This is a genomic window from Stenotrophomonas sp. STEN033 (assembly GCF_056856655.1).
Window position 1 is genome coordinate 1 of the sequence record NZ_JBXFWM010000059.1, and the last position, 20,607, is coordinate 20,607.

A 20,607-nucleotide genomic window follows, 5' to 3' on the forward strand; every position below is an offset into this window, starting at 1 on the left:
CCTTGGCTACGCCAAAGGGAGGGAGCAAAAACGTAGTGCCGCCCCCATCTCGGCCCGCGGCGGACCCGGACAACCACCCCCCAACAAAGAGCGGCGCGACAAGGCCCGAGCGCCGAAAAAAGGAAAGCGCCCCCCCCCCCCCACCCCCCCCCCCGACCGCGCCTCGGCGCTACAGGAGCGAGACCCCGCATTGTCAGCTTGGCGGCTGACGCCGCTCCCATAACCACACCATCGCTGCCGTCATGGCACACTGCCGGCATGCGCGCTCGCCTGCCCCTGCTCGGTTGCCTGATCTGGTTGCCCGGTGCGGCCATGGCGGTTGACCCGCCTCCCGCCAGCCCGGCAGACAATGTCCGCATCTACCGCTGTGTCGGCAGCAACGGCGCGGTGTCGCTGCAGGATGCGCCCTGCACCAAGGCCGCCCAGCAGCAGGTGCTGGATATGACGCGACCGAAAGATCCACCACCGCGGCAGGCCACCACAGCACCGACACCTACAACCGCACCAGTGATCCAGCGCGAAGTGCGGGTGGTCACGGTGCAGCCGCCGCAGCCGATGTACGAATGCGTCACCAGCGAAGGCGAACGCTATACCAGCGACAACAACGACGGCAATCCGCGCTGGGTACCGACCTGGGGCTACGCCTACCCGAGCCACCACGGTCCCGGCCACGGCGGACCACACCCGCCGCGACCACCCGCTGGCGGCGGCATCCCGTGGCAAGCCGGCGTCGCGGTTCCGATGGGTTCGGTGCTGGTGCGCGACAGCTGCCATGCACTGCCACCGCAGGAAGTCTGCGCGCGGCTGCGCGACCGGCGCTGGGAACTGATCCGCCGTTACAACAGCGCGTTGCAGAGCGAGCGCCAGCAATTGATGCGCGAACAACGCGGCATCGACGCGCGGCTTGAACAGGATTGCGGGGGAACCTGATGCGCTGCCTGGTCGCATTGTTGATGCTTGCCAGCGCCTCGGCGCAGGCCGGCGAGATCGTGTTCTACCGCTGCACCGATGCCAGCGGGGCACTCACCGTGCAGAACATGCCGTGCCCGAAGGGCATGCAAACACAGAGCCGAAAAGTCATGCAGGCCGTGGAAACCCCGCCTCCACCGCCACCGCTCGCAGTCCCTCCCCCTCCAGCGCTGCCGCAATTGATGGCAGCGCCCGTTGTCGCGCCGCCGGAACCGGCGAAGCCAGTGGTGGTGGCCCCGCCACCGGTACCGCTGCCCGACCTGTTCCAATGTCGCACCCGCGAAGGCCAGACCTATTTCAGCGAAAGCAGTGAGCCACCCTCACGCTGTGTGGCGATGCAGGTCACCGGCCTGGATGGCAACCCGAACACCGGTGCCGGTGAGGCCTGCGAGGTCATGCGCGACACCTGCACGGCGATCGACCCGGCGCAGCGCTGCGCCACCTGGCAACAATGGGTCAACGAGGCGGAGTCTGCATGGCGCTTTGCAGCCGCCAGCCAGGCCGAGCAGCTGCAAAAGCACCATCAACGCCTGCAGTCACTGCTTGAAGGCAGCGACTGCAGCACTCAGAAGCCGTAGCGCAGGAAACCACCGTCCACCGCGATGCATTCGCCGGTGACATAGCTCGATGCCGGCAGGCACAGGAAGCCCACCGCAGCGGCCACCTCTTCCGGTTCACCGATGCGCCGCATCGGCGTGCGCGCGATCACTTCATCGTAGTAGTCGGCATCGGACAACGGCCCGGAAGTACGCCGGGTGCGGATGTACCACGGCGCCACCGCATTGACGCGGATGCCATCCTCGGCCCACTCGCAGGCCAGGTTGCGGGTCATCTGCTGCATCGCCGCCTTGGTCATGCCGTAGACCACGCCACTGCGCACGTGGGTGATGCCGGAGACGCTGCCGACATTGACGATGGCCGAGGAGGCATGCCGGGTCAGCAGCGGGTGCGCATAGCGGCACAGCTCGAAGGCCGAGAACAGGTTGGTCTCGAAGATTCCGCGCCACTCGTCCTCGGAGTATTCGATTGCCGGCTTGGTGATGTTGCCGCCGGCGTTGTTGACCAGGATGTTCAGGCCATCACTGTGGTCTTCGACCCAATCGAGGATCTCCTGCCGATCCTGGTCATCGCTGACATCGGCTGACAGGGCGTGGATGGCGCGCTCGGGAAACGCATCAGCCAGCTCATCGCGTGCGGTTTCCAGCGCATCGCTGTCGCGCCCGACGATCAGCACATCGGCACCGAAACCCAGCAGTTCCCCTGCGATAGCCAGGCCAATGCCGGCACTGGCACCGGTGACCAAGGCGGTTTGCCCATCCAGGCGCCAACGCTGCGGGTTCATTGTGTTTCCTCATCGATGCGGGGGCGGCGCCCATGAAAGGACGCTGCGGGAAGATGGGGCTAGGATAGCTGCCTGAGCCCAGCGGAGCATGCCGATGAAGCGCTTTTCCCTGTTGATCCTGCCATTGCTGCTTGCCCTGGCAGCGTGCAAGCCACAGGCGCCGGATACCGAACGACGCCCTGACCCGCAGGCCACCGCTCTGCGTGATGCGATGAAGAAGGACCTGGATCAGGCCAAGGCCACCGCAGCAGCCGCCGAGCAGGCCAGCAAGGCGCAGCAGGCCGAGTTGGATGCGGCAATTGGCGGCACCGAGACCGCCAAGTAACGCGCGTCACCTGTAGTGCCGAGCCATGCTCGGCAGGGGCTTTACCGCAAAGATCCCTGTAGTGCCGAGCCATGCTCGGCATTGGGGCTTCCCGGGAAAGCCTCTGCCGAGCATGGCTCGGCACTACAGCGCACTGCTTGGAAAGCCTCTGCCGAGCATGGCTCGGCACTACATGACAAACAACAACGCCGGCCTTGGGCGGCGTTGTTGTTGCACATCACGCAGGCGCGCTTACAAACCGCAGAAGCAGTACGCCAGCGACTTCACCGGTGCGCCATTGCGGTCCTTCACTGCGTCCTCGACGAAGCGCAGCTGGGTGTCCAGCTCCGGCATCTGCTTGGCAATCAGCATGCGCGCAATGCCCGAGTCGGCCAACATCCAGGCGCCTGCGCGGCTGCCGGCAAAGCCGGTCATGAACTGCGCGAACGGGGTCGCAGCCTTCTCGATGTAGCGCACGCGGAACTTGTCGCTTTCACCAAGCTTGGCGCGCTCTGCCGCAAAGGCAACGGCCGCCTTCAAACCACCGAAGGCATCCACCAGACCGCGCTCCTTGGCCTGCGCACCGCTCCACACCCGGCCGCGTGCGACTTCATCCACCGCTTCAACCGGCTTGTTGCGTGCCGCTGCCACCTTGCCGGTGAAATCGGCATAGCCCTTGTTGATCACCGACTGGATCACCTGGCCAACGGCCGGGTCCATCGGCCGGGTCACGTCGAACGCACCCGCAAAACGGGTGGTGCCGACACCGTCGGTGTGCACGCCGATCTTGTCCAGGCTGCGGGCGAAGTTCGGGATCATGCCGAAGATGCCGATCGAGCCGGTGATGGTGGATTCGTCGGCATAGATGCGGTCGGCGTTCATGCTGATCCAGTAACCACCGGATGCAGCCATGTCACCCATCGACACCACCACCGGCTTGCCGGCGGCCTTGAGCGCTTCCACTTCACGGCGGATCTGCTCGGAGGCGAACACTTCGCCACCCGGCGAGTCCACGCGCAGCACCACGGCCTTCACGTCGTCGTCGTCGCGCGCCTCGCGCAGCAGCGCCGAGGTCGAGACGCCGCCGATACGACCAGCCGGCAGGTCACCACCGGAGATCTCACCTTCGGCCACCACCACGGCTACCTGCGGACGCGAGTCCATCGGCGAGCGGCGTGCGTCGAGTTGGGTCAGGTAGTCGCCCAGGCCAATCTGGCGGTAGCCACCGTCAGCATCGCCATCGGCGACGCCGCGCTCGGTGAGCAGTGCGTCCACTTCCTCGCGGGTCTTCAGACCGTCCACCAGCTTCTGCTGCAGGGCGAAGCGGGCCAGGTCACCTTCGGCGGCGGCAATGCCTTCGGGCAGGGTGTCGATGCCGGCGGCCAGCTGCGCGGCGTCGAGCTTGCGTGCCTTGGCGATGTCGCCCAGGTAGCGCTGCCACACGTCGTTCATCCAGAACAGGTCGGCTTCCTTGGCCTGCGGCGAGGCGGCGTCGAGCACATAGGGCTCAGCCGCGGACTTGAACTCGCCCACCTTGAACAGGTGCACGTCCACGCCCAGCTTGTCCTGCAGGCCACTGCGGAAGTACTGGCGATAGCGACCCAGGCCTTCCAGCAACAGGCCGCCCATCGGGTCGAGGTAGACCTCATCGGCCTGCGCGGCCAGCAGGTACTGCGACTGGCCCATGTTTTCGCTGAAGGCCACGACCTGCTTGTTGGCCGCACGCAGATCCTGCAACGCGGCGGTCACTTCACGCATCGAAGCGAAACCACTGGGCTGCAGCTTGTCCAGCTGCAGCACCACGCGGTTGATCTTCTTGTCGTCCTTGGCCGCTTCGATGGCGCGGATCAGATCGCGCAGCTGCAGCTCTTCGGCATTGGTTTCACCCAGTGCCTTGCCCAGCGCGCGGCTGAGCGGGTCGGTGCTGTACTGCTCGACCAGACGGCCTTCCGGCGCGATCACCAGGGTGGTGCCTTCCTGCAGCACCGTCGTCGACGAAGCACCCTTGCCCACGGCAACCATCAAGCCGATCAGGATCAGGAACAGCAAGCCGAAGAACAGCAGGTTGAGGATCAACCGACGGGTGAAGTTCATCACGTCCCAGATGCCGATGAAGAAGCTGGCAACGGGATTGCGGCGTGGCACAGGGGGGGGATTCATGGACGCTCCGATTGGGGCTGGTTGCAAGTCAGGATACGCATAACCGGACGCAGCCGGCATGGCCTTTAAGTCAGGGGGCGGCCTGGCGGATCAGACGGCCGCTGCTGACCCGCAGCCGCCAGCCCAACAGCACCGCCGCCACGGTCAAGCCCATGATCAGGCCGATCCACATGCCCTGCGGGCCCCAGCCCAGGCCAAGGCCCAGTCCGGCGCCCAGTGGCATGCCCACGCCCCAGTAGGCGAACATGGCGATGAACATCGGCACGCGGGTGTCCTTGAGTCCGCGCAGGGCACCCGCTGACAGCACCTGGATGCCATCGGGGATCTGGAAGGTGGCCGCATACAACAACAAGGTGGAGGCCAAAGCGGCCACCGCAAGGTCATCGGTATACAGCCCCACCACCGCGTCATGGCCCAGCAACAAGGCGGTGATCGACACCAGCTGGGTCACCAGCACGATGGCGTAGCCGGCCCAGGTGGCGCGGCGCACGCCGAGCGGATCATTGCTGCCGACCGCATGGCCGACGCGCACGGTGGTGGCCTCGGCCACGCCCATCGGGATCATGAAGCACAGCTGCGCCACGTTGATCGCGATCTGGTGGGCGCTGGCCTCGGTGGCACCGATACGGCCAATCAACAGCGCGGTGATGATGAACAGACCGCCTTCCATCAGCACGGTGATGCCGATCGGCAGGCCGGTACGCAGCAGGTCCCAGATCGCGCGCGGGCGCGGCAGTTCGAAATGACTGAACAGCTGCAGGTGGGCGAAGCGCTTGGTGGTCCACAGGTAGGTGGCGAAGGCCAGCGCCTGCACCCACATGGTCACCGAGGAGGCGATACCCAGGCCGGCGGCTCCCAGCTCGGGGAAGCCGAACTTGCCGTTGCACAGCGCATAGCCCAGCGGCCCGAGCACCAGCAGGCCGCCGAAGCCGATCAGCATGGTCGGCAGGGTCCAATGCATGCCTTCACTGAGGTAGCGCATGCAGAAGTACAGGGTCAGCGCCGGTACGCCCCAGCGGATGGCATGCAGGAAGTCGGTGGCACCCGGCACGATCTCGGGGGCGATACCGAATGCCGGCAGGAAGGCCGGCACCACGCTGAGGAACAGGAACATCAGCGCGCTCAGGCCTACACCCAACCACAGCGCCTGGCGGAACAAGGGGCCGATCTCACGGTCACGGCCAGCGCCGTGCAGCTGCGACACCGAGGCGGTGAGCGAGATCAAGGTGCCGATCGGCACCAGCATCGGCAGCCATAGCAGCGCCGTACCAATACTGACCGCAGCAAAGGTATCGGTGCCGTGGTGGCCGGCGATGGTGTTGTCGACAAAGGCGATCAGACCGGTGGAAACGTGGCCCAGCACCAGCGGCAGGGCGAGCAGACCGGTCGTCCGCACTTCCTGCAGGAAGCGCGGCGTAGCGGGAGACATGGACATAAGAGCAACAGACGCGGACTGCGGCCGGCGCAGGAAGCGCACAGATGCCGGGTCGCGGGCCGCCCATTCTAGCGTGGCAACGGTGTTGCAGCCCCGCACCGCGGATGAACAGCGGATGCGAGGCGCCACGGCGGGGGCGTCAGCGGCCTACCTTCTCGCGCAGCCAGGCATCGCGCTGCGCCGGTGCCAATGCCAGCAGTTGGGTCCGCAGTTCGTCGCGCTGCTGCGGCGGGGTGCGCTGTGAGATCAGGCTCAACTGCTCCAGCTGTGAGGCATCAAGCTCTCGCAGCAGCGCGATCACCGGCTCGCGTTCGGCCGCGGGCAGGTAGCCAAACAAGGGCTGCAGGCGTGGGTACAACACCCCCAGCTGCGGTCCCAGCAACCAGCCATCGCGATGCATCTGGTCAATGCTCATGTAGCGCGCACGCAGCGCCTGCCGCTGTGCATCCGGCTGTGCAGCGAGCGCGGCCGCGGCCTGGCGGATGCGCTGTTGTTCGGCGGCCGGCAGCGTCTGCCAGGCGGCGTAGCGGCTACGAAGCTCACGCTTCTGCGCCACGCTCATCGCTGCCCAGCTGTTGTGCGGCGTGGCTGCACTGGTGCCCGCCGGCAGGCCCGGCAATGCGGTCGGCGCGGCGGCATGCAGCGGCAATACGACGGCCAGGAGCAGACCGGCCCAGCCCCACTTATTCATCGGCATCGCTCGTCTCCAACGCTGCGCCGGCCGGTTCCGGCCGGCTCGGCTGCGGCTGCGATTCATCCACCGGCATCGGACCACCAGCGGCATACCAGGCATAGAAATCCGCGTCGCGGGCCAGCGCCAGGGCGGGATCGGCCAGCATCGCCGCATCGGCAGCGGCATGCGGATCCTCGCCCGGCCCCGCCGGGGTGCTGTCGTCGGGCAGCGGTTCCACCTGCACCGGGCCGTTGTCGACAAGACCACCGCCACTGCCCGGATCAGCGCCCACCACCGTATGCGAACGCCACCACCACAATGCCACCATCGCCAGCAACAGCAGCGGCAGGCATAGCAGCAGCCAGGTGCGCAGCGTCCACGGACGGGCCTGCTTGCGTCGCCCTGCGGGTTTGCGACGGCGCCCGTCCTCCTTGCGCGCAGTGCTGGCAGCCGCAGCGGCAGGTACCGACGGCGACGGCATTGCACCGGTAATGACCGACTCGCGCAGCTGCTCCAGCTGCTGCAGGCGCGGTGGTGACAGGTCGCGGATCCGTGCCTGCACCTGCTCGGCCAAGGCGCGCCAGCTGGCGGCATCCGGACGGCCACCAGCATCCAGCGGGCAGGCTCCCGCCAGGGCTTGCCGGTAAGCCTCCGCATCCACACCCAGCACGGCCGAGGCCGCCGCTTCATCCAGACCGGCACCAATCCGCAGCAGCAAGGCCAGGCGCTCACCCGCTGCCAGCGTGGCCAGGTGCGTCACCTCCGGCGCCCAGTTGCCTGGGCCGGCAGGCTTCAACAATTGCGGGGTGCTGCACAGCAGGCCCCAGAAACGGGCCGGCCATTCCACCATCAACAGTTGCGAGGCAGGCCCGACAAAGGCCCGCATGGCCACTGCCACCGCGCGTTCTCCGACGGTGACATCACCGGCCTGCAATTCAGCAACGACCAGAGCACGACGTTCCACGCCGCGTAAAAAGGCGGACAGAGCATTGGCTGCGGCCGGCGAGAGAGGGGCTGGTGCAGCCATCATGTGAACTCCGTCATGCCGTGATGATACCCAGCGCACACCCGGCTGCCGACGCCCCGAGGCACTACCGGACCGATTTTGCAAGCCTCTGCAACAACTTGTGCACAGCGTCAATACGCCATGACAAGGCCAGCATGCAAGCCGCCGTGAGACTGTATTTCTTTTTTGTTTCACGGATAACCTGTTGATTTCAAACAGCTAATTGATGTGGCTATTTTTTGACCAAGTTGACCCAAAGGCTTGATCCATCGCCGTGCACGCGTGGAGCACATTGCTCACCCACAGAGTTATCCACAGGAAATGTGGATAACAATAAATCTTCATGCGCAGCCAGCGTTTACGCCGCATTTATGCAGGACTTCACAGGGTCTGGATGCAGGTGAATGGCGGCAGCCAAACCCGCCGCTACCGCTAAACTTGGCCCATGCCTGCCTGCCCCACCCTGCGCCTCGCCCTGCCGGTCCCGTTGCCGCAGCTGTTCGACTACCTGCCGCCCGTTGGCAGCGCTGTGCCCCAGGCCAGCGATGTGGGACGTCGGTTGCGGGTGCCGTTCGGCCCGCGCGAACTGATAGGGGTGGTCGAGGCCATTGGCCAGGTCGATGATCCGGCTGCGCTGAGGCCGGCCCTGCAATGGCTGGATGAGGCCCCCGTGCTGCAGGGCGAGCTCAGCACGTCGCTGCGCTGGCTGGCCCGCTACACCCACGCGCCACTGGGCGAGGTGATCGCCACCGCACTGCCAGCCCCATTGCGCCGCGGCGAACCACTGCCCGACACCCATGGCTGGGCCTGGCAGCTGACCGAAGCCGGTCACGCCGGCTACGGGCGCCTGCGCAGCGGCACCCGTCCGCACCGGTTGGCCACGCTGCTGCTCGGCGGTGCGATCAATGAAGACCTGCTCGACGCACAGCTGGAAGACTGGCGCAGCGCCGCGCGCGCGCTGCTCAAGCGCGAACATGCGCAGCGCATCGAAGTCGCGGCGGTAATCCCGCAGGCCCGGATCCAACCCGGCCCGCAACCCAACCCGCAACAGCAGCTGGCCATCGACGCCTTGCAGGCGGCCGATGGCTTCCAGCCCTTCCTGCTCGATGGCGTCACCGGCAGTGGCAAGACCGAGGTCTACCTGCAGGCGATCTGCCACTGCCTGCAGCAAGGCAAGCAGGCGCTGGTGCTGGTGCCTGAAATCGGCCTGACCCCGCAGACCCTGCAGCGTTTCCGCAGCCGCCTGGGCATTCCGGTGCATGCATTGCATTCGGGTTTGAACGACAACGAACGTGCACGCGTCTGGGCAGCTGCCTCACGCGGCGAAGCACGGGTGATCGTCGGCACCCGCTCGGCGATTTTCACACCACTGCCGCAGGCCGGCCTGATCGTCATCGACGAAGAGCACGACGGCAGCTACAAACAGCAGGATGGCATCCGTTACCACGCACGCGATTTCGCCATGGTGCGTGGCAAGGCCTTGAACGTGCCGGTGGTGCTGGGCAGTGCAACGCCATCATTGGAATCCCTGCACAACGCACGCAGCGGTCGCTACACGCACCTGCGCCTGCAACAGCGTGCCGGTGATGCCAAGCCGCCGGGCGTACGCGTGTTCGACGTGCGCAAGCGGCCGCTGCAGGATGGTCTGTCACCGGAAGTGCTGGTCGGCATCGAGCAGCACCTGAAGGCCGGCAGCCAGGTGTTGGTGTTCAAGAACCGTCGCGGTTATGCGCCGGTGCTGCTCTGCCATGACTGCGGCTGGACCGCGCCATGCAAACGCTGCAGCACGCCGCTGCACAAGACACCAATGACCGTGCATGGGGGCGGTCGCCGCCTGCAGTGCCACCACTGCGGCGCCCGCCAACCGGTACCATTGGCCTGCCCCGACTGCGCCAGCCTGGCGCTGCAACCGCAGGGTATTGGCACCGAGCGCCTGGAAGAACGGCTGCTGAAGTTGTTCCCGGATTACCCGGTGCTGCGCATCGACCGCAGCACCACCAGTCGCCGCGATGCACTGGAACAGACGCTGGCAACGCTGGGCGACCAACCCGGCATCCTGGTTGGCACACAGATCCTGGCCAAGGGCCACGACCTGCCGAAGCTGACCCTGGTGGTCGTGGTCGGCATTGATGAAGGCCTTTTTTCTGCCGACTTCCGCGCCAGCGAAAAGCTGGCACAACAGTTGATCCAGGTTGCCGGACGCGCTGGTCGCGCCGAACGCCCCGGCGAGGTCTGGCTGCAGACCCATCACCCGGACAATGCCTTGCTGCACACCCTGGTCAACGGCGGCTACCACGCCTTTGCCGATGCCGAATTGCTGCAACGCGAAGCGGCCGGATTTCCGCCGTTCGCGCACATGGCCCTGCTGCGGGCCGAAGCCAAACAGGTGGAGCAGGCCAATGAATTCCTTGCCGCGCTCAAGCACCTGCTTCCCAAGCAAAACGATGTCGAACGCTTTGGACCCATGCCGGCACCAATGCCGCGACGCGCCGGTTTCCAACGCACGCAGTTGCTGCTGTCGGCCGATCAGCGGCGACCGCTGCATGCAGCGCTGGACGGACTGATGTTGCAGGCCTATGGCTTGCCGCAGGCGCGGCGTGTGCGCTGGTCGCTGGATGTCGACCCGATGGATCTGTACTGAGGGCTGTAGGAGCCTGCAGAGCCGAGCCATGTTCGGCTGAGGCATTACCGGTGAAGCCTCTTGCCGAGCATGGCTCGGCACTACGTTGGTTTTGCTTGGAAGGCCCCTGCCGAGCATGGCTCGGCACTACGTTGGTTTTGCTTGGAAAGCCCTTGCCGAGCATGGCTCGGCACTACGTTGGTTTTGCTTGGAAGGCCCCTGCCGAGCATGGCTCGGCACTACGCTGCTATCTGTAAAAATCGGCGATCTGTGCGGTGAACTGCTGTGGGTTGGCACCGACCAGGTTGGTCAACACCACGACCGCCAAGCCTTCATCCGGGTAAACCAGCAACGCCGCGCGTGCGCCTCCGAAGCTGCTGATCTGGCGCCGCCCCTGCGCTTCGGACACCGGCCAACCTGCTGACCAGGCACCGACACTGCCGTCGTTCAAACGCTCAGGTGTCCACATGCGTGCAAGGCTGTCCGCGCTCAACAGGCGATACTGCAGCAAGGCAACCAACCATTGCGCCAGCTCCCCAGCGCTGATCTGGATGCCGCCACCTGCCCATAGTCCATGGGGCATGTCGTAGAACCAGTGTGACAATCTTCGCGGCGCATCGGCCGCATCGCTGCTGCGCGGGAAATAGCTGTAGATCGTTGCCGCATTCGGCACCAGATCGTAGCTGTCGCCGAACGTGACGTGGCGCATTCCCAACGGCTCGAACTGACCAGCGGCCAGATAGTCCTCGTAGGCTTTGCCACTGCGCTGGATGATGATCCTGGCCAGCAAGCCATAGTTGGTCTGGTTGTAGACGAACTGCGCGCCGGGCAGCGCCTGCATCGGCTGCTGCTCCACCACTTGCCAGGCCTGTGCTTCGGAGCCACCGCCTACAAGTCCATCCGCATCGACGATGTCCGGCAGGCCGGAGGTGTGCGCAAGCAACTGGCGTACGCGGATGCCTTGCCATGCGGCCGGCAGCTGCTGCAGGTAGGTGGATACCGGAGCATCGAGATCCACCTTCCCCGCCTCGACCAGTTGCATGATCGCTACCCCGGTAAACGCCTTTGTCGCCGAGTTGATCGGAAACAGGGTGCTCGATGTCGCCACCACCTTGTTCTCCACGTTGGCCAGGCCATGCGCTTCGGAGAACACCACGCGGCCGTCCTTGACCACCGCCACCTGCATGCCGGGGATACCGCGCTCCTTCATCGTCACCGCGATGAAGCGGCGCGTCGCCTCATCTGCAGCGTCGCGCGTTGCAGCGAGCGCGGATGGAGGATGGAAGAGAAACACGGCTAGCAGGCACAGCAGGACTCGTGGTGCGGCCAATTGCATTGTCTGGTTCCGGTTGTGGGCGGCAGAAGTTTGTCGCAGCGGGGCGCTGTGCACACCCACTTCCGGTTTGGATGCAGGAAGCATTGAAAAGGTTTAAATCGGCGGCCGGCCCCGCCCCCAGTTGTGCTGGAACCGGTCTACTCAACGCTGCAATAGCGACTGCATGGCCAGTTGTTCGCGCACGGTCACACACCACGCCTCGCTGCCGGCGGTCCCTTCAATCAGGTTGCGGATGCTGGCGTCGTGGAAGATCCATCGGCTGCGGCATGCTCTCGACGCAGGCCGTGCCACCGCCTGCCGGGACATGCCAGACCGGTCGCTGGTTTCCCCGCCTCGTGCGTCGCGCACAAGCGATAAGGCGCGGCCGTCCATCCGCCTGCGCCGGCATCAAAGATCGAGGCCAAAACCAAGGCCTGCGGATTTTTCCCCGCCACCGAAGGCGCCGCCCAACGAGAATGAACCACGCGCCCCCAAGCGCACGCCATAGCCAACCGACAACGCCTGTTCGCCGCCCTGGAAACCCGCACCCACCGCAACCCGACCACGCGCGCTTTGCCCACCGGCTGCATTCATTGCCATGTTGGTCATCGCCGATGTCATCGCCCCCATCCGATCGATGCGCCTGTCCTGATCATGCAGGCGTCGATTCACCCCATCGTTGAAACGGGTGAAGTCATCGCTGAACGCAGCAACGGCTGCATCGGTATACGCCCGCGCGCTGCCAAGCGACTGCGCTGTCGCCGTATCGGTGTACTGGTTGGCCGATGCCAGGGTTGCACTGTCGCCGGCATTCACTTCCGCGCGCACCGCAGCCACGCGGGTGTCGGTATAGCCCGAGGCTGCCGCCAGGGTTGCCGTATCACCTGCATCGGCATGGGCTTGTGCTGCTTGCAGGGCGACGGCCTGGCCGCCGGCCAATTGCTGGTCGGTGTACTGCATTGCAGAGACCAGGGTCGCCGCATCACCGCTGGCAGCGATCGCAGCCAAGCTGCTGTTCTGCGTGGACAGCGCGCTGTCCAACGCTCCCAGTGCAGCCCCTACTTGTTGATAACTGATGTTCTGGACGATGTAGCCTGGAGCGGTGAAGGTGCCGCCAACGTAGCTCGCGTTACCACCAAGCGCAGCTGCCAACGCACCCAGTTGGGTGAGATTGACCGCATCGCTGCCGTTGATGCCAGCAGCCACGTTGCTTATGCGCCTTTTCAGGCTTGCCGAACCCACCGAGACCACGTTGGCGGCACCTTCATCGCTGCTGCCGGCGCCCAGCGCAACCGAGCCACCACCGGCAGCTACCGCGTTCCTGCCAATGGCGACGTTGTTGTCCGTGCCCGCAGCACCCGTGGGGGCCGGGAAACCACAGCACATATCGTTGCCGTTGCCACCATTGCCGGCCTGGCTGCCATTGCCCAACGCGATGTTGTAATTGCCGCCGGCGCCACCATTGCCACCCGTGCCACCGGCGCTGCCCTGACCGGCCCTGCCACCGTTACCCGCACTGCTGTTGGTGCCGAACGCCAGGTTGTAGGTCCCTCCATTGCCACCGATTCCGCCGGTCCCCCCGGCGGTGCCATTTGAGCCCTGGCCGCCCAAGCCGGTGGAACTGCCTTGCCCGAAAGCGGTGTTGCCAGTGGCATTGCCCAGCCCGCCAGCGGAGGTGCTCCAGCCCAGCATGTTCGGGCCTGCAGGGCCGTCGCTGCCCACCCGGCTGCCGTCCTGACAGGCGATGGCACCGGTGGCGGTGTCCTGGGTGCAGGGCGCCGTCGGCGACGTGCCGCCAACCACTTCAGCGGCCTGCGCCGGCAACAATGGCAGCAAAGCAAGCATGGCAGCCGCCGCCAGCGGCCCAGCCTTGGTAACGACATGACGGTTCATTGTGGAATCCCCCGAATCAGCAAGGGAGAAAGCTAATGCCGGGCCCGCCAATCGCGCATCCACGAAATCAGGTAGTCGGCGTACCGTAGGACGGTCACGCCATCAGCGGCAGCACCAGTGCCAGCCGGGTACCCGTGCCGTTGTCAGCAGGTGATACCTGCAGCTCACCACCGAGCCTACGGGCGCGCAACCGCATGCTGGCCAACCCTGCCCCTGTACGCGCCGCAACCACGCCGTCAGCGCCCTGCGCCAGACCAACGCCGTCGTCGTCGATATGCAATTGCAGCTGGTCGCCTTGCCTGCGCAGATAGACGTCCACGCGCTGCGCGTTGCTGTGCTTGAACACATTGGTCAGGCCTTCCTGCAGCAGCCGCAACAGGTCAAGGCTGCGGCTGGCACCCAGCTCGATGCCATCGATGTCCTGCAGGTGCCAGTGGGCCTGGATGTCCACCGCATCCAGCAAGCCACTGGTACGGTGGCGCAGCGGCGCCAGCAACTCGGTCAGATCCGCCTGTTCGCGGGCGGTGCTGTCGATCACAAGGCGCAGGTCATCACGCATTTCGCGTAGCACGCCGATGACCTCCTGCCGCGGCATGTCCTCCGGCGCCTGTTCCAGGCGGGCGATGGCACCTACCAGGGTGCCGCCGAAACCGTCGTGCAGGTCACGCACCAGCTGCAGACGCTCACCGGCGCGGCTATGGGCCAGTTCCAAGGCATGCTGCTGTTGCAGGTTGTCCGCCAACTGCGTGGTGGCCAGCTGCACCTCATTGCGCAGCTCGGCATTGAAGCCTTCCACCCGCTGCATGGTGTTGGCGAAGCGGTACGCCAGCACGAAGCCCATGCCGAGCAGCATCAGCGGTGAGGTGAACGAACCCAGGTAGCTGACGCCACCATACCAACCCATGTACACGCCAAGGTCATGCAGCGAGACCGCAATCGGCAGGATGATGCACAACGCCAGCACCTGGTAATCACGCCGGCCACTGCGCAACGCATAGCCCATGAAGGTAAACGACACCGCGTACAGGAAGGCAATGGTCGGCACCAGGTAGAGGTTGCGGTTCGGCCCCATCCATTGCGGCCACAGCAAGGCACCCGCCATCACCAGCACTGCAATGGCCAGCAACACGCGCTCCAAACGCGGCCAGCGCCGCTCGCAGAACCGCAGCAGGAAGACAGTATGGGCAGCAGCGCCGGCCACGTAGCAGGCACCAATGAAGGCTTGCCAGCCATCGGTGGTAGGGAACGGCCACGGGCTGCTGGCAAAAAAATTACTGTCGTACAGGCGTCCGAACACCGCGCTCAACGCATACCAGCCATACATCGACTCCTTGCGCCGCAGCAGCCAGAACATGCCGATCACTGCCGCCAGCACGAAACCAATCGCACTATCCAGCACCTGCAGGTCATGGCGGACGAAAACCTCCTTGCGGAAGCGTGCCTGCAAGGCCTGCGGGTCGCCTACATCCACCACCCCCAGCGAAGGTTGGTAGGCCGCCAGGCCAGAAACCCGCACCAGCAGTTCGTTCTCGCCCTGTTTCAGCAACGGCGACTGCAACAGAAAATAGCGCGGCACATGCCAGCTGCGTGACAGCGGTTCGACCAGCGAGGGATCGCGATCAATCAGGCTGCCATTGAGGTAGACCGCGGCAGCCATGCAGGTGTAATCCAACAGCAATCCAGTGGGCTGATCCGCGTCCCCTTGCTGCCAACGCAGTCGATACCAGACCACCCCATCATGATCCGGCCAGCGGGTCTGCCACTGGTCAGCCAATGGCACCTGCACCCAGCCTTGCACGGGCGCTGCGGGCGACTGCCAGTCCGCGCGCACCGCCTCTGCATGGGCAATGCGGATGACCTCCGTTGCCTGTGCATGGGCGAGGGCCGCGCACGCCGACAACAGCACCAGCAGCAGCCAGCGGATCAAGGCAGCAATCCCATCGCACGGGCTTCGTATACCGCTGCGGTCCGCGAACCTACCGCAAGCTTGCGATAGATATTGCGGGTGTGCGCCTCGATGGTCAGCCGGGAGAGCCCCAGCAACTCGGCGATCTCGCGATTGCCATAGCCTTGCGCGACATGGTTGAGAATGCCGAGTTCGCGCTCGGACAGGTGCACGCTTGGCGTTGCCGGTGCAGCAACCGGTGCCTGCACAACGGGCAGCAAGGACAGAATGCGCCGCGCGATCATCGGGTCGATCGGCGCGCCGCCACGTTGCAGGCTGCGCAGTGCAACCGTCAGCTCGATGTCCTCCCGGTCCTTGAGCAGGTAGCCTGCGGCGCCGGCGCGCAATGCAGCGAAGATGCTCTCTTCCTCCGCAAACGCGGACACAATCACTGCTTGCAGCTGCGGCACATGCTGCTGCATCCATCCGACAAGTTCGATGCCGGTGCCGTCGGGTAGTTGCATGTCGACCAGGGCGAGGTCGAACTGATGGGCTTGCAGGAGGACAAGGGCACTGCCGAGGCTGTCGGCGGTGTGAATGCGTGTCTGTTGGTCCGTCAGTAATTCGGACACGAGCCTGACCAGCCTCGCCAGCGAAGCTGCGTCGTCGTCGATGATCAGGATGGAAGACAGCTCCATCGGCCCCCGCCATGGTCTCCGTTGTGGCGGAGTTTAGCGTGGTCTTACGGTTGGCTTGTGATGGGGGGCAGGCGCTTAAGCTGGTTAGGGCAGTCTGGCAACGCCCAGCCTTTCCACATTGGCAACCAAGGGGAGGAAGTCCAAGGGCACAAGCTGCCCTCACCCCAACCCCTCTCCCGCGTGCGGGAGAGGGGCTCAAGCGTTGCAACTGCTTGGCTTTACCAGGTACGGCGCAGCGGGTGGGCTTCGGTGTTGAAGACGATGCCGTCGAAGTCCAGGGTCTTGGCCGGGGCGAACAGCAGGTAGTAGTACTTGAACGTCTCGGCGAACAGGAAGCTCTCCATCGAGTCGTCCTTCTCCTTGCTGCGGACGTCCTTCAGCGCGGCGAAGCCATGATCGGTGCGGGTGTAGCGCACGAAGTCATCGAAGAATTCCTTGCCCATGCCGCGGTAGCGTGCGTCACCGGTGTAGTGGTGCAGGTAGTACGCGGACTCGACGATCTCCGGGCGCAGGGCGTAGCCCGGCGAGCGCACTTCCATCTTGGCGTAGTCCAGCGACTCCGGCTCGATGTCGTGCAGGCGCCACATCTTCAGGTTGGATTCCTGCAGGCGCTTGGCGCGATCCAGGTCACCGCCCAGAGCCAGCAGGCCCGGCATGAACGCATCCAGCGCGCCATAGGTGGTGGAGGTGCGGGCGCCGGTATCCATGTCGGCGTGGCCGTACCACAGCTCGCCTTCGCGCGATTCATCGGCCAGGTACTGGTTGATCGGGCCGATGCTCTCGTCCCACATCTTCTTGCAGTCTTCGTCGCCGAACAGCTTCCAGCACTTGAGCAGGTACTCGTAATACGAGTCGATGCCGCCGGCAATCGAGGCGTCCTTGTTGGTCCACTCGCCGGTTTCGACGTTGATGTTCAGGCCGACCAGGCCGATCTTGGAGCGGCGCTTGTGGGTTTCCACCAGCGCACGCTTGGCCTTGTCGTAGTACGCCTGCTTGCCGGTGAGCTTGGCCAGGGTGCCGAACTCCAGCAGCAGCGTGCCGGTTTCGGCCGGGTTGCTGATCTTGCCGCTGGTCTTGCCGGTGTGCAGGTTGACGTGGGTGTACGGCAGGCCGGTCGGGCTGTCGAACACCGGCGACAGGCGCGTGCCCAGGTCGTCGGCGAGCTTGAGCAGGCGCTCGTCGTTGGTCATCTGGTAGGCCGACAGCAGGCCACCGAGCAGACGGATGGTGACCTCGAAGTTCTGCACGTCGATGTCCTGGTCGAAGGACAGCTGGGTGACGATCAGCTCGCGCGCTTCGTTGGCTTCCTTGTCCAGGCCGAGCAGCAGGAGCGTGTCCAGGGCATCGACCGGCGACATCAGCAGCGGCTTGGGATACCAGTCACGCGGCTGGCCGCTGAGCGGCTTCAGGTCGTCATGGCCCTTGGCGTACTGCATGTAACCCTGCCAGGCGTGGCGGGTGGCTTCACGGACCTGCTCGGCCATGCGTGCGGCTTCGGCGTCATCGACAGCCGGCAGGGCGGCATCGGCCGGAGCAGCAGCTGTGGCCGGTGCAGCCGGAGTGGTGGCGGGAGCGGCGGCCTGCTGGCTGCAGGCGGAGAGCGCCAGCATCAGCGCGGCGACCAGGGGGGCGGTACGCAGGGAACGGGTCATCAGTGGATCCTCTCGACGGAAGCGTTGTCTTGCGATGCAACGGGACGGGACTGCAGGGTGTCGCCCAGCGTCTGCAGGTGCAGGGCTGTGCGCAGGGTGGAAAGCGGTGCGGTGCTGCGCACGAGCAGCGTGCGGGTCTGGCCGGGCAGCAGATCGAAGGCGTTGTCCTCGACGCTGGCGTTGGCCTTGTCAAAGCCGATCCAGATGCCACGCACCAGCGTGTCGGCGCGCAGCTCCAGCACGTAGTGGTCACCTTCGGCACGCAGCGCGCTGTGCAGCTGTGCCGGCTGCAAGGCTTGCTGTTTGGCGGCAACGAAGTAGACCAGGCGCTGTGCCACTACTGCGTCACCGCGCAGCAGTTCGAATACGGCGACGCTGCGACTGGGGTCTGCGCCCTGCAGCAGCTCGGCGTCGCTGAAGCGTGCAGCCTCGGTGGCCGACAGTGCGGGCAAGCTGATCGGCCTGCGCTGCTGCTGCAACTCCCGCCCATCGAAATCCAGCACGCGCACACGCCACTGCCCCTGCACTTCTGCACGACCGTCGTTGAGCAGACTGAACCGGGTACTGCCTTCATCGCGCAGCGCCGCCACCGCCACCTCGGCGAAGAAGCGGCGTGCGTGGAAATTCAGCGCCTTCCAGTTGCCGTAGTAATCCACGCTGGACCAGGACGCGCCCGGCCACACATCGTTGAGCTGCCAGTACAGCGAGCCCATCGTGTACGGACGCGAGGCACGGTGGTGCAGTGCCGCCAGCTCAATACCCTCGGCCTGCATCATCTGGCTCAGGTAAACGAAGTCGGGGAATGACCGCGGCGTACCGAATTCCATCTCGATGTAATGCAGCAAGCGCTCATTGCCCTTGCCAGCCAGGAACTTCTGGTGGGCCTGGATCACCGGCCCATCCACCTGCTGCTCTTCCGGCGTGGCGAAAACGTTGATGGTCGACAGCTGCGGCCAGGCCTGCAGGCCGTACTCGGACATGAAGCGCGGGGTTTCCTTCAGGTAAGCCGTCGGCGGCAGCGCCGGGTTGCCCCAGACTTCCCAGTAATGCTTGTCACCGCGGCGCGAGTCGTTGGCCTTGCTGTCCAGGTCATTGCTGGGCGAGCTGGACCAGTACGGCACGCCCAGGCTTTCCTCGGCAACGACCTTGCGCAGGTCCGTGCCGAACAGGTCCACATAACCCTGCCAGACCTTCGCGGCAAACACCGGGTCGGCCTCCTTCAAGGTCTTGCCGTGGCCCCAATCCTTCCACGCGGTTTCTTCCTCGTTGTTGCCACACCACAGCACGATGCTGGGGTGGTGGCGCAGGCGACGGATGTTGTCTCGTGCCTCGGCCACCACATTGGCGCGGAACGCGGGGTCATAGCCGGGCTGCATGCCGCCGCCGAACATGAAGTCCTGCCAGACCAGCAGGCCGAGTTCGTCGGCGATGTCGAAGAAGTCATCGTCTTCGTAGTAACCGCCGCCCCAATTGCGCAGCATGTTCATGTTGGCATCGCGTGCGGCCTGCAGGTCGCGGCGCAGGCGCTCGCGCGTGACCCGTGCCGGGAAGGCATCAAACGGAATCACGTTTGCGCCCTTGGCGAACACCGGCACGCCATTGATGACGAAGCCGAAGCCCTGCCCGCCGTCCTTGTCCTCTTCGCGCTGCAGTTGCACGCTGCGCAGGCCGATGCGGATGCTGGACGTCAGCGCGTCCTGCTTGCCCTCACCCAGCCGCGCCTGCACGGTGTAGCGATCCTGCGCGCCATAGCCCACCGGCCACCAGCGCCGCGGCTTGTCGATCTGCAGCGGCAGCGACACCGTGTTCTCGCCAAGCTGCAGTGCGATCTCGCGCGTGACCTGCGCAACCGGCTTGCCCTCCGGATCACGCACATCGATGACGACCTGCTGGGTGGCGGCGGCATCGGCCTGCTCCACCTGCAGCAGCACGCTCAAGCGTGCCTTGTCCGCATCCAGCGCCTCGGTGCGTACTGCCAGATCGGTGATGCGCTGCTGATCCCAACTGTCCAGGTGCACCTGTCGCCAGACACCGGCGGTGACATAGCGCGGGCCCCAATCCCAGCCGAAGTGATAGGCCGGCTTGCGCACGAAGTTGCCGACCATCGCGTCCCTGGGCTCATCGCCATAGGGCGAGGGATAGTTGCCGGCGATCTTGTGCGGCATTGCCTGCACCTGCGGCAGCAAGGTGCGGATCGGCGAGCGGAACACGATCTGCAGTTCATTGCCTTGCGCGCGCAGGCGGCCATCGACGCGGGCGCGCCAGGTACGGTGCGCATTGTCGGCTTTCAGCAGCGGCGCACCGTTGAGGCGGACCTCGGCAAGGGTGTCCAGGCCATCGAAACGCAACTCGGCATGCGGACGCGCCAAGGTTGCGGCATCCACGTCGAAGCGGGCGCGGTATTCCCAGTCGCCCAGCCCAATCCATTGCAGGCCCGCTTCCGCAGCGCCCACATAGGGATCGGCAATCATGCCGGCCGCCCTCAGGTCGGTATGCACACTGCCCGGCACCGTGGCCGGCTTCCATGCATCCATGCCCGGATGTGCCTGCAGCTGCGCATCACCGGGAAGCAGGCGGAACTGCCATTGCGCCTGCAATGGCGCGGCCACGGCTGCACTGGAAGCCAGCGACAACGCACATAGCAACAGGCCACGG

Annotated in this window: 16 protein-coding genes; 4 read left to right on the forward strand and 12 right to left on the reverse strand. The window is 65.4% G+C overall.

The genetic code is table 11. From position 1 onward, the window contains the following. The first annotated feature begins 258 nt into the window (after positions 1-258). Positions 259-930 (forward strand): DUF4124 domain-containing protein, encoded by a 672-nt coding sequence (locus AC1VXC_RS16495; RefSeq protein ID WP_481539993.1) that lies wholly within the window; start codon positions 259-261, stop codon positions 928-930. After that, positions 930-1,547: a DUF4124 domain-containing protein gene (locus tag AC1VXC_RS16500; RefSeq protein WP_313495101.1), complete on the forward strand. Its 618-nt coding sequence runs from the start codon at positions 930-932 to the stop codon at positions 1,545-1,547. Before AC1VXC_RS16495 ends, AC1VXC_RS16500 begins: the two co-directional genes overlap by 1 nt. Here AC1VXC_RS16500 and AC1VXC_RS16505 read toward each other — a convergent pair. Further along, positions 1,535-2,311, reverse strand: coding sequence for an SDR family oxidoreductase (locus tag AC1VXC_RS16505; RefSeq protein WP_313173647.1), 777 nt, complete (start codon positions 2,309-2,311; stop codon positions 1,535-1,537). The two genes, AC1VXC_RS16500 and AC1VXC_RS16505, sit on opposite strands and share 13 nt — an antisense overlap. Before the next feature lie 94 nt (positions 2,312-2,405). Here AC1VXC_RS16505 and AC1VXC_RS16510 point away from each other — a divergent pair, with 94 nt between their 5' ends. Continuing rightward, positions 2,406-2,636, forward strand: a complete 231-nt coding sequence (locus AC1VXC_RS16510; protein WP_313173646.1) for a hypothetical protein — start codon at positions 2,406-2,408, stop codon at positions 2,634-2,636. Between the two features lie 231 nt (positions 2,637-2,867). Here AC1VXC_RS16510 and sppA read toward each other — a convergent pair whose 3' ends face one another. The 4 genes from sppA to AC1VXC_RS16530 all read right to left on the reverse strand — a co-directional run bounded on the left by sppA (position 2,868) and on the right by AC1VXC_RS16530 (position 7,913). Further along, positions 2,868-4,775, reverse strand: coding sequence for a signal peptide peptidase SppA (gene sppA, locus AC1VXC_RS16515; protein ID WP_481538853.1), 1,908 nt, complete (start codon positions 4,773-4,775; stop codon positions 2,868-2,870). Between the two features lie 70 nt (positions 4,776-4,845). Further along, entirely contained in the window at positions 4,846-6,210 is a 1,365-nt protein-coding gene (locus AC1VXC_RS16520; protein WP_313173644.1) for an MATE family efflux transporter, read from the reverse strand. 139 nt (positions 6,211-6,349) lie between these two features. Continuing rightward, a complete protein-coding gene (locus AC1VXC_RS16525) occupies positions 6,350-6,907 on the reverse strand; it encodes a DUF3106 domain-containing protein (RefSeq protein ID WP_313495107.1) in 558 nt (185 codons plus the stop codon). Then, positions 6,894-7,913 carry a hypothetical protein gene (locus AC1VXC_RS16530; RefSeq protein WP_481538852.1) on the reverse strand — a complete coding sequence of 340 codons (1,020 nt, stop codon included), beginning with the start codon at positions 7,911-7,913 and terminating at the stop codon, positions 6,894-6,896. Before AC1VXC_RS16530 ends, AC1VXC_RS16525 begins: the two co-directional genes overlap by 14 nt. 421 nt (positions 7,914-8,334) lie before the next feature. Here AC1VXC_RS16530 and AC1VXC_RS16535 point away from each other — a divergent pair, with 421 nt between their 5' ends. Next, positions 8,335-10,530, forward strand: coding sequence for a primosomal protein N' (locus AC1VXC_RS16535; RefSeq protein ID WP_481538851.1), 2,196 nt, complete (start codon positions 8,335-8,337; stop codon positions 10,528-10,530). Positions 10,531-10,756: 226 nt separating this feature from the next. Here AC1VXC_RS16535 and AC1VXC_RS16540 read toward each other — a convergent pair whose 3' ends face one another. From AC1VXC_RS16540 to AC1VXC_RS16570, 7 genes are all read right to left on the reverse strand, one after another. Next, entirely contained in the window at positions 10,757-11,845 is a 1,089-nt protein-coding gene (locus tag AC1VXC_RS16540; protein WP_481538850.1) for a serine hydrolase domain-containing protein, read from the reverse strand. 141 nt (positions 11,846-11,986) lie between these two features. Continuing rightward, entirely contained in the window at positions 11,987-12,151 is a 165-nt protein-coding gene (locus AC1VXC_RS16545) for a hypothetical protein (RefSeq protein WP_313495110.1), read from the reverse strand. An 81-nt stretch (positions 12,152-12,232) separates the two neighbouring features. After that, positions 12,233-13,717, reverse strand: coding sequence for a YadA-like family protein (locus AC1VXC_RS16550; protein ID WP_481527754.1), 1,485 nt, complete (start codon positions 13,715-13,717; stop codon positions 12,233-12,235). Positions 13,718-13,811: 94 nt separating this feature from the next. Next, positions 13,812-15,644, reverse strand: a complete 1,833-nt coding sequence (locus AC1VXC_RS16555; RefSeq protein WP_481538849.1) for a sensor histidine kinase — start codon at positions 15,642-15,644, stop codon at positions 13,812-13,814. Continuing rightward, entirely contained in the window at positions 15,641-16,300 is a 660-nt protein-coding gene (locus AC1VXC_RS16560; RefSeq protein ID WP_481538848.1) for a response regulator transcription factor, read from the reverse strand. The genes AC1VXC_RS16555 and AC1VXC_RS16560 overlap by 4 nt, the downstream gene beginning before the upstream one ends. A 218-nt stretch (positions 16,301-16,518) precedes the next feature. Further along, complete coding sequence (locus tag AC1VXC_RS16565; RefSeq protein ID WP_481527751.1) at positions 16,519-17,952, reverse strand: glycoside hydrolase family 47 protein; 1,434 nt, start codon at positions 17,950-17,952, stop codon at positions 16,519-16,521. Further along, the gene (locus tag AC1VXC_RS16570) at positions 17,952-20,585 is read right to left on the reverse strand and encodes a beta-mannosidase (protein WP_313495116.1); all 2,634 of its coding nucleotides are present in this window, start codon (positions 20,583-20,585) and stop codon (positions 17,952-17,954) included. The genes AC1VXC_RS16565 and AC1VXC_RS16570 overlap by 1 nt, the downstream gene beginning before the upstream one ends. Between the last annotated feature and the right edge of the window lie 22 nt (positions 20,586-20,607).

Coding starts and splice junctions, on each gene's coding strand:
- AC1VXC_RS16565 (WP_481527751.1), bottom strand. CDS start 17,952: ATGACCCGTTCCCTGCGTACCGCCCCCCTGGTCGCCGCGCTGATGCTG.
- AC1VXC_RS16560 (WP_481538848.1), bottom strand. CDS start 16,300: ATGGAGCTGTCTTCCATCCTGATCATCGACGACGACGCAGCTTCGCTG.
- AC1VXC_RS16520 (WP_313173644.1), bottom strand. CDS start 6,210: ATGTCCATGTCTCCCGCTACGCCGCGCTTCCTGCAGGAAGTGCGGACG.
- AC1VXC_RS16550 (WP_481527754.1), bottom strand. CDS start 13,717: ATGAACCGTCATGTCGTTACCAAGGCTGGGCCGCTGGCGGCGGCTGCC.
- AC1VXC_RS16540 (WP_481538850.1), bottom strand. CDS start 11,845: ATGCAATTGGCCGCACCACGAGTCCTGCTGTGCCTGCTAGCCGTGTTT.
- AC1VXC_RS16505 (WP_313173647.1), bottom strand. CDS start 2,311: ATGAACCCGCAGCGTTGGCGCCTGGATGGGCAAACCGCCTTGGTCACC.
- AC1VXC_RS16535 (WP_481538851.1), top strand. CDS start 8,335: ATGCCTGCCTGCCCCACCCTGCGCCTCGCCCTGCCGGTCCCGTTGCCG.
- AC1VXC_RS16495 (WP_481539993.1), top strand. CDS start 259: ATGCGCGCTCGCCTGCCCCTGCTCGGTTGCCTGATCTGGTTGCCCGGT.
- AC1VXC_RS16525 (WP_313495107.1), bottom strand. CDS start 6,907: ATGCCGATGAATAAGTGGGGCTGGGCCGGTCTGCTCCTGGCCGTCGTA.
- sppA (WP_481538853.1), bottom strand. CDS start 4,775: ATGAATCCCCCCCCTGTGCCACGCCGCAATCCCGTTGCCAGCTTCTTC.
- AC1VXC_RS16510 (WP_313173646.1), top strand. CDS start 2,406: ATGAAGCGCTTTTCCCTGTTGATCCTGCCATTGCTGCTTGCCCTGGCA.
- AC1VXC_RS16545 (WP_313495110.1), bottom strand. CDS start 12,151: ATGTCCCGGCAGGCGGTGGCACGGCCTGCGTCGAGAGCATGCCGCAGC.
- AC1VXC_RS16500 (WP_313495101.1), top strand. CDS start 930: ATGCGCTGCCTGGTCGCATTGTTGATGCTTGCCAGCGCCTCGGCGCAG.
- AC1VXC_RS16530 (WP_481538852.1), bottom strand. CDS start 7,913: ATGATGGCTGCACCAGCCCCTCTCTCGCCGGCCGCAGCCAATGCTCTG.